General features: G+C 35.9%; 13 protein-coding genes and 1 riboswitch. Of the genes, 7 read left to right on the top strand and 6 right to left on the bottom strand.

All coding sequences use genetic code 11. The features are described 5' to 3' along the window. Positions 1-151 precede the first annotated feature (151 nt). The 3 genes from PQ479_RS07110 to PQ479_RS07100 all read left to right on the top strand — a co-directional run bounded on the left by PQ479_RS07110 (position 152) and on the right by PQ479_RS07100 (position 1,726). On the top strand, positions 152-826 hold the full coding sequence (locus PQ479_RS07110) for a LuxR C-terminal-related transcriptional regulator (RefSeq protein WP_047986884.1): 675 nt from the start codon (positions 152-154) through the stop codon (positions 824-826). 256 nt (positions 827-1,082) lie between these two features. After that, positions 1,083-1,487: a hypothetical protein gene (locus tag PQ479_RS07105; protein ID WP_047986885.1), complete on the top strand. Its 405-nt coding sequence runs from the start codon at positions 1,083-1,085 to the stop codon at positions 1,485-1,487. Then, positions 1,487-1,726: a helix-turn-helix domain-containing protein gene (locus PQ479_RS07100; RefSeq protein WP_053070266.1), complete on the top strand. Its 240-nt coding sequence runs from the start codon at positions 1,487-1,489 to the stop codon at positions 1,724-1,726. Before PQ479_RS07105 ends, PQ479_RS07100 begins: the two co-directional genes overlap by 1 nt. A 27-nt stretch (positions 1,727-1,753) precedes the next feature. On the opposite strand, the gene PQ479_RS07095 is transcribed toward PQ479_RS07100, so the two are convergent. The 4 genes from PQ479_RS07095 to PQ479_RS07080 form a co-directional block, all read right to left on the bottom strand. Continuing rightward, on the bottom strand, positions 1,754-2,098 hold the full coding sequence (locus PQ479_RS07095; protein ID WP_047986886.1) for a helix-turn-helix domain-containing protein: 345 nt from the start codon (positions 2,096-2,098) through the stop codon (positions 1,754-1,756). 73 nt (positions 2,099-2,171) lie between these two features. Then, positions 2,172-2,294, bottom strand: a complete 123-nt coding sequence (gene sinI / locus PQ479_RS07090) for a DNA-binding anti-repressor SinI (RefSeq protein ID WP_083991130.1) — start codon at positions 2,292-2,294, stop codon at positions 2,172-2,174. 211 nt (positions 2,295-2,505) lie between these two features. Then, positions 2,506-3,045 carry a YpiB family protein gene (locus PQ479_RS07085; RefSeq protein WP_047986887.1) on the bottom strand — a complete coding sequence of 180 codons (540 nt, stop codon included), beginning with the start codon at positions 3,043-3,045 and terminating at the stop codon, positions 2,506-2,508. A 348-nt stretch (positions 3,046-3,393) separates the two neighbouring features. Then, positions 3,394-3,699, bottom strand: a complete 306-nt coding sequence (locus tag PQ479_RS07080) for a DUF3817 domain-containing protein (protein WP_083991131.1) — start codon at positions 3,697-3,699, stop codon at positions 3,394-3,396. A gap of 154 nt (positions 3,700-3,853) precedes the next feature. Further along, positions 3,854-3,964, top strand: a riboswitch (guanidine-I (ykkC/yxkD leader). A gap of 77 nt (positions 3,965-4,041) precedes the next feature. Here PQ479_RS07080 and PQ479_RS07075 point away from each other — a divergent pair. The 3 genes from PQ479_RS07075 to PQ479_RS07065 all read left to right on the top strand — a co-directional run bounded on the left by PQ479_RS07075 (position 4,042) and on the right by PQ479_RS07065 (position 7,300). Next, a complete protein-coding gene (locus PQ479_RS07075) occupies positions 4,042-4,380 on the top strand; it encodes a DMT family transporter (RefSeq protein WP_047986888.1) in 339 nt (112 codons plus the stop codon). A gap of 4 nt (positions 4,381-4,384) precedes the next feature. Further along, complete coding sequence (locus PQ479_RS07070; protein WP_047986889.1) at positions 4,385-4,699, top strand: DMT family transporter; 315 nt, start codon at positions 4,385-4,387, stop codon at positions 4,697-4,699. A gap of 432 nt (positions 4,700-5,131) precedes the next feature. Further along, the gene (locus PQ479_RS07065; protein WP_047986890.1) at positions 5,132-7,300 is read left to right on the top strand and encodes a DNA topoisomerase III; all 2,169 of its coding nucleotides are present in this window, start codon (positions 5,132-5,134) and stop codon (positions 7,298-7,300) included. A 745-nt stretch (positions 7,301-8,045) separates the two neighbouring features. Here PQ479_RS07065 and PQ479_RS07060 read toward each other — a convergent pair. After that, on the bottom strand, positions 8,046-9,575 hold the full coding sequence (locus PQ479_RS07060) for an FAD-dependent oxidoreductase (RefSeq protein ID WP_047986891.1): 1,530 nt from the start codon (positions 9,573-9,575) through the stop codon (positions 8,046-8,048). Between the two features lie 78 nt (positions 9,576-9,653). Continuing rightward, positions 9,654-10,889 (bottom strand): MFS transporter, encoded by a 1,236-nt coding sequence (locus PQ479_RS07055; RefSeq protein ID WP_047986892.1) that lies wholly within the window; start codon positions 10,887-10,889, stop codon positions 9,654-9,656. A 405-nt stretch (positions 10,890-11,294) separates the two neighbouring features. Between PQ479_RS07055 and PQ479_RS07050 the strand changes: the two genes are divergently transcribed. Further along, entirely contained in the window at positions 11,295-12,959 is a 1,665-nt protein-coding gene (locus PQ479_RS07050; protein WP_047986893.1) for a glycoside hydrolase family 13 protein, read from the top strand. Positions 12,960-13,179: the final 220 nt, after the last annotated feature.

Genomic DNA, 13,179 nt, shown 5'->3' with positions numbered 1-13,179 from the left:
TTATAGTAAATTAAACTTACTTACAAATGTTGATAAGTAGTTATTTAGTCTCTTTATGAATAAATGTATGAGACTATATTTTAGTGTTATATTTGAATTAGGTGATAAGACTCAGAACGACATGGTAAGGGCATTTGATGGAGGGGAAACGATGAATAGCATACGTGTCATGATAATTGACTCACAAACATTAATGTTGGAAGGATTACGTTCTATAATTGATGCAAAACCTGATATGAAAGTTGTTGCAACTGCTAAGAATGGTGAGCAAGCACTGAATGAGTGTAACCTCACTATGGCTGATGTAGTAGTTATTGATTATTCATCATTATTAAACGGCGATCTCATTTCTATAATTAGGGAACTTAACCAAAAAGTAAAAATATTAGTTATTCTTAATATGGATGAAGATATATATATGATTAAGAAGCTAATTATTGAAGCGGATGGCCTATTATTGAAGAGTATGAGTTATGATACGTTAATTCAGTCAATCCGAGATATTATGAAGGGGCAAATCTTACTTCCGCATACGCTTGCGAAATTAGTTGTACATCAAGACTTTGATGTCCTAGGTCGACCGTATCATGAACCAGGAATAATTCCTCGTGGAGAAAGAATCAAATTTTCAAATAGGGAACAAGATGTGATTGGACTTTTGATAGAAGGCTATTCTAATAAAATGATTGCAGAAAAATTGTTTATAAGTGAAGGTACGACTAAAAATTATATAAGTGATATTTATGGAAAGATAGGAATCAAAGAAAGAACTAAGGCAGTGCAATGCTTAAAAAATCTTATGCAAGTTAGTCAGGAAATTATTTAAATGGTCTAAGAGCAGAGCTCGGACCATTTATTTTTTTATTTTATTGACTTATTCGTTATAAAGAACTAAAATTAAATAAAAATATGATTAGAGTTTTAAATAACACATGATATTCTCATTTTTTTGGAGGCTTGAATGGCTAGACTCCATTTATTTTTTGATGATATGTTCTTAATAAAGAATATAACGCGCAAATTTTTATACTCTTTTTTTGATGTTATTGTTCTTAATAAAGAATAAATAGACGGAGGTATTTATGAAGTCAAATATTCGTTTTGAAAAGGCTGTAAAGGGAGACTTATATTTATATGAATTAAAGAAGCAATTAATCAACCGAAAGTGTTCTGAAGTCATTGTGAAAGAAATGAATCACGAAGCAATTGTTTTTGAGAGTACATTATCGTTACCTCTTATGAAGGGGGTTGTTTATAAATTAAAAACGGAAGTATTTAAAAGAGAAGTAGAGCTTTTTGGGATTATTTGTGAGAAGAAACAACGTTTAGATAATAAGTTATATCTATATAAGTTATATTTTATGTCATTATCTAAACATGAGGACCTATATTTGTCTGAGATTAAATTGAAGCAACTACAAGTAAATAAATTTGAAGCATACACGCTATTAGTTAATGAAATAAACAAAGATGGAGTGAAATTTTGATGGAGCATAAAACGATAAGAGGACTTAGAAAGAATAAAGGATTAACATTAGAGGATTTGTCAGTTGCAGCAGGGGTATCGAAGTCATATATTAGTTATATTGAAAGAGGTGTACAAAAGAATCCTAGCATTGCCGTCTTAATCAAAATTGCTAATGTGTTAGATATTGAATATGTTGAACTCATTCAATTAATACATACGGAGGAAGGAAAAAGAGAGGTAGAAAAAGTAAAAAAATGAACTGATTGATTAATCAGATCATTTTTCTTATTTATCTGTCTCTTGTTTGTTTTTCCACTTAATAAAATCTAAATATTCGCGAAACTGATCCTTACTAATTCCTGAATTCATGGCTTCTTCGACAAGCTCGATCCACCTTGGGTCTAGGGTAGTATCTTGATTAGCTTGTCTTGTTTCATCATCATATAATAAATCTTCTACTGAAATATGGAGCATCGTTGCAATTTTTTCTAAAAATTGTATGGAAGGGTTTGATTGAATATTTCTTTCAATAGAGCTTAAATAGGACTTGGCAACCCCTGCTTTATCTGCTAACTCCGTTAACGAATAGCCTTTTTCTAGTCTATACCTTTTTACACGATCGCCTATCATGTGCATTACCTCTCTATGTGTGAGTTATACTTTGTATGATTATACCAATTAATAGTCTGTTCTGTAAAGAGAACTAATCAGTCTTTTTTTTAGCGATTTCTGTTTGGAAAAAAAGATTAATTTCTTGAATAGTTACTCCTAACGCAATCGCTTCCTTCAAAAGTTCAATCCACTCACTATCTAATTTTTGCTCCATACTTTGACACCCCTTTTTATTATAGGAATAACATATATGTTCATTATAAAGAACATATATGTATATGGAAAGGGGTATAAAACATAGAAATATAAAGAAATATCTATTATTTTGAAGATATTTGTCTAAAACATAGTATTAATCATAAAAAATCTGATTTTTTGGCAGTAATTGTTTGTATTTAGGTTTTGTTCATTAAAAAGAACGATTTTTACTTTATTTCCTGCAATTTTTCAACCAATTTATTAAATAATACTTTGTCTCGGTTATCTAAAGCCTTATCAATCGCTTTCATTATCGCTTCTTTATCGTTTTTCTGCATAAGGTCATGTATCATTTGATTGGTTTCTTCTTCGTATTGTTTGAAGCGTTTAAAACGTTTGAATTGGTCCTCTTTAGGGTTTTCGATCAGTTGTAAATACGTATGATTTAATGACTTACCATTAAAGTTTAAGATCAAATAATAAATTTCAGCAGGATTTGTGAGCATGTCCTCTAATAACTTCGACATATTGTCTGTTTTTCGCTTGCCATAATATATAAATCCAGGTTCTTCAGATTGAAAAGTAGAAATGACGATTGATTTATTATTTGGAACAATGTTGTTAGAAAAACGTAATTGCTCAAGTAGATGGTGATTTCGTATGAATTGATCCAGAATCATTTTAGTCTCTTTGTTTTTTAATTGATGGTTCTGTAAAAACCACTGTAGAAAACGCCTTTTTTGTTCGATAGATACCCATTTTGTCATCGAAGATTCACCTACTAGTTTAAATTTGAACAGTAAAAATATCCCCTGACACTGTCTAAACTTCTTATAATAAACTAGTGTAACATTTTTTTCTTACTATGTTTAAATAATTTAATTGAAATTTCTAACTTTTTAATTTGATGACTTGTTGAGTTTGACTCTTTATTCAATTTAGTTTTCCATCGTGGCTTTTCGTTCAACATGATTTTTTCACTCAGGGAGTACTGTCCTACTAAGGTCATTTATCGCGAGATGGATGACCAGCTAACTTCATGGCACAAACTATCGCCCATCAGTAACTTTCATACAAAAAAACCTTATACCGATTAAGATATAAGGTTTCACCTATTAACTGGCTACTTGAGTATTCTTTTCTTCTAAAATCTTTTTATCGAAAATAAATGGTCCAAATGGAATGACCGAGGCCAGTAAAGCTAAGCTTGTCGTTCCTAACGACCATCTCGCCATACGAACCATTACAAATACAGCGACGATATAAACCATAAATAAAACACCGTGTGCCATGCCGATTACGGATACGAAACTAGGAATATCAAATATATACTTAAGTGGCATAGCTAAAAATAGCAACAATACGAGAGAAGCACCTTCTAAATAGCTAATGATACGAAATGCCTTTGTTGATTGTTTCACCGATAAGCCCCCTATTAGAAACAAAATTTCTCTAAATCATTTTACAGCTTATCATAATTATGAGAGGAAAAACTAATGGACTTTTCGTGACAAATCATCAAAAGATTGACCATGCTTGACAGGAACAGGGAGCTTTGACATAATGAAGCCAATTAGCAAAGTCTTGTAGGGTTCCGTAGCGCATCATATGCTAGTCTGGTCCAAGACAAGACGCACTTCTTCAAATAACGAAGTTGTGACACGGAGGGATAAAAGCCCGGGAGATGCTGTCTATGAAGACAGAATTCCCGGGCTTTTTTGTGGCTAAATAGGATGTACCAGAAAAAAGAGGGGTGATGAATCGTGAGACAAGAGTGGTTATTATTAGTGATTGCAGCGGTTTTTGAGGTAGGTTGGGTGATGGGTTTAAAGCATTCATCTAATGGGATGGAATGGCTGCTAACCATAATAGCTATTATAATTAGCTTTTCCTTATTAATTCGCTCAGGTAGTAAGCTTCCAGTAGGGACGGCTTATGCAGTTTTTGTTGGTTTAGGAACAGCAGGAACTGTTTTACTAGATATTATCGTATTTGGAGAACCGTTTCGTTGGATGGTTGTTTTATTAATTGTTGTTCTATTAACTGGTGTACTAGGTTTGAAAATGAAAACGACTGTGACGGATGAGGAGAAAGGGGTTTAGCACCATGGAATGGATTTATTTAGTAATAGCAGGAATCTTTGAAATGGCTGGTGTGGTGATGATTAATCAGTGGCACCACTCAAAGAAATGGACAGCGATGTTTCTACTCATTTTCTTTTTTGGTCTCAGTTTTCTATTTTTATCATTAGCTATGGAAGTATTACCAATGGGAACAGCCTATGCTATTTGGACAGGAATAGGAGCTTCTGGAGGTGCACTACTTGGTATATTCCTCTATAATGAACCTAAAGATAAATGGCGAATCTTCTTTATTAGTCTAATACTCGTATCGGCAGTCGGTTTAAAAGCCATTAGCTAACTCATTTAAGCATTAGAAACGTATGGTTTTCTACGCTGCTATTGGCTTTTCAATGATTTCGATTTTGCTCCTTTTCAATAAAATAATGTTGTTGGTATAATTTCTTGAACATAATCATAAGCAATGACTCAGGTAGAAAAGTTATGCGAGATTCGAGTGGGAAAAGAGGAGAAGGCAGAGGATGAGCTATGTACCATGTTATTGTTTCAACCTTTAACTGATGGCTACTTAAACAGTTGGCACTTCATTCAATTAGTTTATGTTCATTTTCATTTTAATCATTTTTGTAAGAATGATTTTAACTTTAGAATTCAGTCACCCAGCGGACGAAAATATGTGGAGACCCCCGCAGGGCGCGTAGCATAATTTTCGGTAGCGACGAGCAACGCTCCATGTTCGCACTCACTTTCATACAAAAGGAGAAAATCATATATGACAAAAAAAGTAGTCCTAGCGGAAAAACCATCGGTAGCCCGTGACTTGGCAAGAGTATTACAATGTACAGAAAAAAGAAATGGATTCTTTGAAGGGAAAGAATATATTGTTACATGGGCATTAGGCCATCTTGTAACTTTAGCACCTCCAGAAAGCTACGGAAAATCGTTGCAGCAGTGGCGGCTTGAAGATTTACCGATGCTACCAAGCCCTCTTAACCTAGTTGTCATCAAACAATCTCAAAAACAATTCCAAACGGTAAAAGCCCAATTAAACCGAAAAGACGTATCCGAAGTAATCATTGCTACGGATGCAGGTCGAGAAGGGGAGCTCGTAGCCCGTTGGATATTAGCGAAAGCAGGCACAAATAAAAAGTTAAAGCGATTATGGATCTCATCGGTTACCGATAAAGCAATTAAAGAAGGTTTTAAGAAACTCAAAGATGGAAGACAATACGAAGGTCTGTATCATTCGGCAGTCGCAAGATCTGAGGCAGATTGGTATGTGGGAATGAACGGTACGAGAGCATTAACGACTAAATTTAATGCCCAGCTTTCCTGTGGGCGTGTGCAAACACCTACTTTAGCCATGATAGAAAAAAGGGAAGAGGATATTCGTCAATTCAAACCAATACCTTATTGGTTAGTAAAAGGAAGGGATTCTCAAAACCTAACATGGCAATGGTTTGAACAAAAAAATAATGAAAATCGTCTATTCGCCAAACAAAAGGCAGAAAAAATACATCAAATCGTTTCTAGTCAAAGTATGCAAGTAATAGATGTGAAAACAGCTAAGAAAATGCAACAAGCCCCTAAGCTTTTCGATTTAACGGAGCTTCAAAGAGAAGCCAATAAACGCTTTGGATTTTCAGCAAAGGAAACCTTGAGTACACTACAGCGTCTATATGAACAATATAAAATCGTTACTTATCCAAGGACGGACTCCCATGTTTTATCAAGTGATTTAATCGATACTTTATATGAACGTCTTGCAGCTGTGGATATTCCACCATACCGCAAGTTAGTTTCAACATTAAAAAGAGACGGTTTTCAGATTCAATCACATGCCGTGAACGATAAACTAGTAAGTGACCACCACGCGATTATACCTACAGAGCAACTTGCACCACCTTCATTATCAGCAAAAGAAAGAAAGCTCTATGATTTAATTGTGCAACGTTTTTTGGCTGTGTTATATCCGGTGTATCGTTATGAGCAAACGACGGTTACTGCTGGGGTGGGAGAACAACTATTTAAACTAACAGGTAAAAAAGAGCTTGAAAAAGGGTGGAAAGTGGTTTTTGAAGACCAGGAAACTTCAAAGGAAAGTTCATTACCTCTCATTAAGAAGGGTGATTCGATTAATGTAAAATCGGTTGAGTTAGAGCAACACTTAACCAAGCCGCCTGCTCGTTTTTCAGAAGGGACATTACTTTCTGCAATGGAAAAACCCGCCGCCTTTCTTGAGAATAAAGATCCGGAATTAGTCGACTCATTAGGAAAAGCAGGAGGGATTGGTACAGTAGCCACCCGTGCAGATATCATTGAGAAGTTATTGAATACTCACCTTATGGAAAAGCGTGGTCAAGAGCTTATGATTACTTCTAAAGGATCACAATTGCTTGAGTTAGTCCCAGCTGAGTTAAAATCACCTGCATTGACAGCTGAATGGGAAAGGAAGCTAGAGCTGATTACAGAAGGTAAGTTAAAGAAAGAGCAGTTCATACAAGAGATGAAGCAGTATGCCACCTCCATTGTGAAAGAGATTAAGGCAAGTGATCAACGCTTTAAGCATGATAATGTAACAGGTAGTAAATGCCCGGAGTGTGGAAAATTACTTTTAGAAGTCAATGGTAAAAAGGGTAAGATGCACGTATGTCAGGATCGAGAATGTGGCTTTAAAAAGAGTGTAGTTGTCTATACGAATGCTCGTTGTCCGCAGTGTCGCAAGAAGTTGGAGCTGCGTGGGCAAGGGGAAGGACAGGTATTTGCTTGTGTTTGTGGTCACCGAGAAAAGAAATCGAGCTTTGAGAAACGGAAAAAGGCGACTCAAAATCAAAGGGTAAGTAAAAAAGAAGTAAATCGCTATATGAATCAGCAGAACAAGGAAGATGGTTTTACTAATTCAGCTTTAGCAGATGCACTGGCAAAATTGAAGAAAGAATAGGGTTATCCACAAAGGAATTTTATTTGTTGTTGATAATAGTGTAAATTCCTCGATAAAAAAACTTGGTTTTTCCAATGTTATTCGACTTATTCACATTTGTTTGTGTATAAGTTGGGGTTTATCCACTATTTATTCACAAGTGGTATCTATAAATATCTTGCTAAACGAAAAAAGGTTATCTAAGGCATCTTTATTTGTAATAGATGTCAAAGGTAACCTTTTGTATGAAATTTACATGGGTGGTGCACATTTCTCGAGTAACTTGACCTTTGGTCTTTGTTTTTGGTCCGTTTTTGAAAATCGAAATGACCTCACAGACGAATGAATTCGTCTGAAGGTTCATTTCTATTTTCAAAACTTCACGCAGTCGCGTGAAGTAGCCAAGCAAACTTCGCTAACGGTCCAAAAACACTTGGATTTTAGATGCTAATCCTGATGAGTTACTACTTTCTCTTTTTTATTGGTGGTGGCGAAGTGAATGGGGCTTCGTCATGTGAGTTTTGTATGAAAGTGTACGGAGTGGCGATAGGTTGTGCCTTGAAGTTAGCTGGTCATCCATCTTGCGATAGACGACCTTAACAGGACAATGCTCCCAGCGGATCTCAGCTCTTCCACAATGTCCCATGGGAGTCTCTGCATGACTCGTCCGCTGGGCGACTGCTAATTCTTGAGTTTAAGTAACATATCCATTTACAAACATTCTAAATTTTAATGAAATAACGTCACTTCTAGATTTGATTGGACTTTACAGGTCGTTTTTAACTTGTTTGAGTGGTTCTTTAGCTGGGCCTTCGATGACATCTCCGCGATAGGAGAATCTCGAGCCGTGACATGGGCAGTCCCAGGTTCTGTCACCTTGGTTCCAATTGGTTTCACAGCCCATATGTGTACACGTTGTATCAACAAGATGTAAATGTCCATCGTGGTCTTTGTAGGCACCTGTTTTTTCTCCGTTCCATTCTACAACGGCACCTTCGTCTTTTCCAAGTTCTTCTATTTTTTTATAAGCTTGTTCTACTTTACCTTGAATCAGATGTTTGGCAACATTGATATTTTCTGATAAAAAATGTCTAATACTTGGGTCAGCAATAAATCGAGAAGGATCAAAAAGGGCTTCCGCAGGGTGATGTTCGTCTAAAATCTGTTTAGTAACGATTTGTGCGGCCGCTGTTCCCGTTGTCATTCCCCATTTTCTGTACGCAGTTGCCACATAGATTGTCTTTTTCTTATTCTTTAGTTTTCCAATATAAGGTAGCTTATCTAAGCTGACTAAATCTTGAGCAGACCAGTGATACTTGGGGGAGAATTCACCAAATAATTCTGTTCCGAACTGTTGAATAGCTTCATAATGGAATAATGGATTCATCCCTTGACCAGCTTTATGTGATTCGCCACCTAATAAAATGAGTTGTTTTCCTTCATGCTCGGTATACCTCAAGGAGCGCTTTGGGTTATCGGCACTTAAATACATACCTTCCGGAAAAGTACCTGGGATCGTACCTGCAACAATATAGGAACGTTCCGCATGAAGTTTACTAAAATAGAAACTACCGCCGTCATAGAAGGGAAAGTGCGTAGCGATGACAATCTGGTCAGCATATACACGTGCTTGTTGATTGGTAATCACTGCTACTTTTGTATCTTCTTCTATATCCTTGGCGACAGTGTTTTCATATAGCAGACCACCATGGGCGGAAATATAAGTTAAAAGTGTTTGTAAATATTTAAGTGGATGAAATTGAGCTTGTTTTCCGATCTTTAAAGCGGCTTTTGCTCGAACATCCAATGGGATTTTATCGACATAATGACCAGAAATTCCAAGTTGCTGATAAGCGTTAAACTCTTTTTCTAGACGATGAACACCGTGATTTGTCGTTGCATATAAGTAAGCATCCTGTTCACTAAATTCACAAGCAATGGAATGCTCCGCTATGCTTTTTTTGATAAAAGCGATAGCTTCTTCGTTGACATCGTAATATTGCTTTGATTTTTCCTCTCCAAGATGATGAACAAATTCATCGTAAATTAAATCGTGTTGTGAAGTGATTTTCGCTGTTGTATGCCCGGTCGTTCCGTGTAAAAATTTACTTGCTTCAATAAGGGCAACTTTATAGCCCGCCTTCGTTAGAAGATAAGCAGTCGTAATACCAGTAATCCCTCCACCAACAATCGCTACGTCTACATGAGTATCCTCCTCTAATTTTTGAAAAGAGGGAAGGGTTAAAGATTGTAACCAATATGAGCTTGTTTGATTTTGTTCAAATGATTCTTTCATGGTGTCCTCCAAACATGTTTTTGATACTCATAAGATATCCAACTATCTTTGAAACATGTATGGGTGAAGCGGTAGACTTTACGCTACTTTTCTTTCGCTTTGAACGAGGTGTTTTTTACCTAGGTATAGCACATAAAATGCGACAACAAACATGCAAGCACTAACATAGAAAAGAGTGGAGCCACCAAATAAATCAACCATACTTCCTAAAAAGAATGGCCCTACAATATTGGCTGACATTGAAAATAGGTAATAAAAACCAGTGAATAAACCAATACTTGTTAGTCCACCTAAATCAGCTACGAGTGGATAGGCTTGCACATTAATTAATGCCCACGCACAGCCACCGATAAATAGAATAAGCTGGAGAGATAGTGGCTCACTAAAAGCTGGTATCAGGACAAAAATAAGCGGAAGACTAATAAGCCCTACCATCATCGTTTTGATTTTACCAAATTTTTGACCAATCCATCCGGCAGGTAAGGCAAATAACACAAAGGATAAACTAAAGAACCCTAATGTAGTTCCTGCAACATCGCTAGTAAATCCTAATGTTTGGGTAGCGTACAAAGTGAACAGTGCTTCGACAGAGGCATATCCGATAAAATAGATAAAAATAGCCGTTAATATAAATAATGCTGAGCGGTTTTCCTTTTGAAAAAGTAAAACAAATTTCTCCTTTAATGAAGATACAGCCATTGTTTCTTCTTGCTCTCCACTTGTGTCACTACTATAAGGTGGATTACGGTCAACAACAAATAATAATAGGAAAAAACAAATGATTAAAAGGATACTTGCGATCGTAAAAGGGTACATCGGATCAATTTCAAAAAGCCTGGATAAACCAAACAAAGCGATAATGGCACCGACCCCACCCATTAAGTTAATAATTCCATTGGCATATGATCGTCTTGGCGGTGGAGTATGATCAGGCATTAATGAAATGACGGGTGCACGGTATAGAGTCATAGCTAATAAAAATAAAATATCGATGGTGATTAATATCCATAATGTGTCTTTGAAAAAAGGTAATAAAATAAAGAATAAGGCAGCAAGAGGCATACCGACCATTAAGAATGGTAATCTTTTTCCGAACCGTGATTGAACCTTATCAGACCAAGCCCCGATAATCGGAATAAGTAAAATGGCAAATAAGTTATCGAGCCCCATAATAAACCCAATGATGCTTTGTTTTTCGATATGAGCAGATAGGATAATGGGCATAAAAGCATTATAAAAAGTCCAAATTAATGTTAAAGCAAAAAAGCCACTACCAATTACGAATATCTTTTGGTAACGAAATGATTGTGACATGGTAATCCCCCTTAATCTCTTTTAGTTTTCTCTACCTATATGTATTCGTAGCTCCAACTAAGAATCCTTTGTTTGTTTGTTAGGTTTTCGTAAACTTTTGTCGAAAAAAAGTAAAGTCAAAATGACAAACGTTTGCATTTCATGTGAAAACATTGAGATAAAAGGATACAGAGAGTGTGTAAATCAAAAATACTTATCAAAAAAATACACACAACTAACTGTTGTATCTCAAAACGGAATAATTTATAATGAATCCATAAGTGCAAACGTTTGTCTAATCGCTTCACATTGAAAAAAAGCTTCGTTTGTAGCTTTTTAAAACGGGATAACTTTTAGGTTTTTTAGAAAATGAAAACGTTTCAAGTGAGTAAAAATAATATAGGACATGTACTAGGAGTGTTAATAATGAATAAAAAATGGTGGAAAGAAGCTGTCGCTTACCAAATATATCCACGAAGCTTCCGTGATTCTAATGGAGATGGAATAGGGGATTTACAAGGTGTTATTGAGAAATTAGATTATATCAAAGGACTAGGAATCGAAGTTATTTGGATTTGCCCAATGTATAAATCACCTAATGATGATAATGGTTATGACATTAGTGATTACCAGGATATTATGGATGAATTTGGTACGATGGAAGACTTTGATCAGCTTTTAAATGAAGTTCACAAAAGAGATATGAAATTAATTATTGACTTAGTCATTAACCATACGTCTGATGAACACCCTTGGTTTATTGAATCGAAGTCATCAATAAATAATGAAAAGCGTGATTGGTATATTTGGAGTGATCCAGCAGAGGATGGTTCAGAACCAAATAATTGGGAATCCATTTTTAGTGGTTCTGCTTGGAAATATGATCAGACAACAGAACAATATTTCATGCATATTTTTTCAAAGAAGCAACCTGACCTGAATTGGGAAAATCCTGACGTAAGGGCAGCTCTTTATCAAATGATGAACTGGTGGTTAGATAAAGGTATTGATGGATTCAGAGTAGATGCCATTTCTCATATTAAAAAAGTTAAAGGGTTTCCTGACTTACCTAACCCTGAGAAATTGGATTATGTTCCATCCTATGAGGGGCATATGAATCGTGAAGGAATCCATGAATTTTTACAAGAAATGAAAAAGGAAACCTTTGATCGTTATGATATTATGACGGTTGGTGAAGCGAATGGTGTCTCGGTTGAACAATCTGATATGTGGGTTTCTGAGAATAAAGGTGCCTTTGATATGATCTTCCAATTTGAGCATTTAGGGCTTTGGCGTAAAGAGACAGGAGAGGGAGGATTAGATATACTCTCTTTGAAAAAAACGTTAACCAAATGGCAAAAGGGATTAGAAGATGCCGGTTGGAATGCGTTATTCCTTGAAAATCACGATCAACCTCGTAGTGTTTCAACATGGGGCAATGATAGTGAATACTGGAAGGAAAGTGCAAAGGCATTAGGCACCTTGTATTTCTTTATGCAAGGAACTCCATTTATTTATCAAGGTCAAGAAATCGGAATGACAAACGTTCAATTCCCTAATATTGAAGATTATAATGATGTCGGCATGTTAAATCTATATAAAATTGAACGTGAAAAAGGAAAGAGTCATGAAGATATCATGAAGATTATTTGGGAACAAGGGCGAGATAATTCTCGAACACCGATGCAATGGTCGGACAGCTATCAAGCTGGCTTTTCTACTTCGGAAAAGCCTTGGTTTGGAGTGAACCCGAACTATACGTCAATTAACGTGGCTGCCCAGGAAAAAGATTCAAGTTCGATTCTGAACTACTTTAAGTCCATGATTAAACTCCGTAAACAATATGAAGGACTTGTATATGGTAAGTATGATTTACTTCTACCGGAAGATGAGTTTATTTATGCGTATTCAAGAACATTAGGAGAAGAAACTTTCCTGATTGTCGTAAACTTATTTGCTGAACAAGTAAAATTAGATACGGTATTTATAGATCAGTATTCAGATAAAGAATTACTTTTAAGTAACTACGAACACATCAAAGCAGAGGATCAATTAAGAGCATACGAAGCTCGCGTCTACAAAACAAGCTGACTTTGAATAGAATGCACTAGTCAAAAGCACACCGCTACTTTCAGAAGTGGCCGTGTGCTATTTGGAGTGTGAAAAAAGCAGTGCCATGTTGTTGTAGAGAGAATAGCTTCTAAGCAGGACGCACTACTTACAAAGATAAAAGTGTCGGCGATTAATCCTTAGCCTTTAACAACTCAGCTCCTCATTCCCTTCGTCACCAACAAAGATGAAAGTAGTGTTT

The organism is Alkalihalobacillus pseudalcaliphilus, assembly GCF_028610675.1.
Lineage (GTDB): Bacteria > Bacillota > Bacilli > Bacillales > Bacillaceae_D > Alkalihalobacillus > Alkalihalobacillus pseudalcaliphilus.
This window is presented reverse-complemented; position numbering and strand designations above follow the sequence as displayed.

Bases quoted from the DNA above. Each gene is read 5' to 3' on its own strand.
- PQ479_RS07050 (WP_047986893.1), top strand. From the start codon at position 11,295: ATGAATAAAAAATGGTGGAAAGAAGCTGTCGCTTACCAAATATATCCA.
- PQ479_RS07095 (WP_047986886.1), bottom strand. From the start codon at position 2,098: ATGATAGGCGATCGTGTAAAAAGGTATAGACTAGAAAAAGGCTATTCG.
- PQ479_RS07070 (WP_047986889.1), top strand. From the start codon at position 4,385: ATGGAATGGATTTATTTAGTAATAGCAGGAATCTTTGAAATGGCTGGT.
- PQ479_RS07060 (WP_047986891.1), bottom strand. From the start codon at position 9,575: ATGAAAGAATCATTTGAACAAAATCAAACAAGCTCATATTGGTTACAA.
- PQ479_RS07085 (WP_047986887.1), bottom strand. From the start codon at position 3,045: ATGACAAAATGGGTATCTATCGAACAAAAAAGGCGTTTTCTACAGTGG.
- sinI (WP_083991130.1), bottom strand. From the start codon at position 2,294: ATGGAGCAAAAATTAGATAGTGAGTGGATTGAACTTTTGAAGGAAGCG.
- PQ479_RS07100 (WP_053070266.1), top strand. From the start codon at position 1,487: ATGGAGCATAAAACGATAAGAGGACTTAGAAAGAATAAAGGATTAACA.
- PQ479_RS07055 (WP_047986892.1), bottom strand. From the start codon at position 10,889: ATGTCACAATCATTTCGTTACCAAAAGATATTCGTAATTGGTAGTGGC.
- PQ479_RS07065 (WP_047986890.1), top strand. From the start codon at position 5,132: ATGACAAAAAAAGTAGTCCTAGCGGAAAAACCATCGGTAGCCCGTGAC.
- PQ479_RS07110 (WP_047986884.1), top strand. From the start codon at position 152: ATGAATAGCATACGTGTCATGATAATTGACTCACAAACATTAATGTTG.
- PQ479_RS07105 (WP_047986885.1), top strand. From the start codon at position 1,083: ATGAAGTCAAATATTCGTTTTGAAAAGGCTGTAAAGGGAGACTTATAT.